This is a genomic window from Stenotrophomonas sp. CFBP 13718, from assembly GCF_014842145.1.
In the GTDB taxonomy this organism is placed as follows: Bacteria; Pseudomonadota; Gammaproteobacteria; order Xanthomonadales; family Xanthomonadaceae; genus Stenotrophomonas.
In genome coordinates, this window is sequence record NZ_JACYVC010000025.1 from 1 (window position 1) to 473 (window position 473).

Consider the following 473-nt stretch of genomic DNA (forward strand, 5'->3'; position numbering starts at 1 on the left):
ACGGTGCTCACGCCTTTCATCTCCACCAAGCTGTTCCAACTGGGCTGATTTCTGAGCTGTTCGGCGATTGCCTTGTTCAGCACGCGGATCTGCTCGTCCAAGTAGTCCAGTTGGCTGCTCATCATCGCTTGGAGAGCCGGTTCACTGAATGCACGCATGCGCTGCTTTTCACTGCTGCGCATCTGCACCAGATGACGCCGGCGCAGTGAAAATTCAGCTAGTTTTCGCTGCCACGGCGCTGCTGGTACATATCGAGTGTGCTTCAACAGGTGTGCCATCTGGGCCAGCACCATCGCATCGATCCGGTCCGTTTTAGCCAGCTGCGCAGTGGCTTTGGCGAAGCTACGCGCCCTGCCTGGATTGATCCGCACCATTGGCAGGCCGGCCTCATGAAGCGCGTCCAAGGCCGCCTGCTCATACCCCCCGCTCGCTTCAAGCACGACCTGCTTGGCCGGCCACTTCTGCAGCCAGCG

General features: G+C 59.6%; 1 protein-coding gene. It reads right to left on the bottom strand.

What is annotated here, in order from left to right; genetic code table 11:
• Positions 1 to 473 (bottom strand): transposase (locus IFT58_RS19045; RefSeq protein WP_192096552.1); only part of this gene is annotated, 473 nt, incomplete at both ends.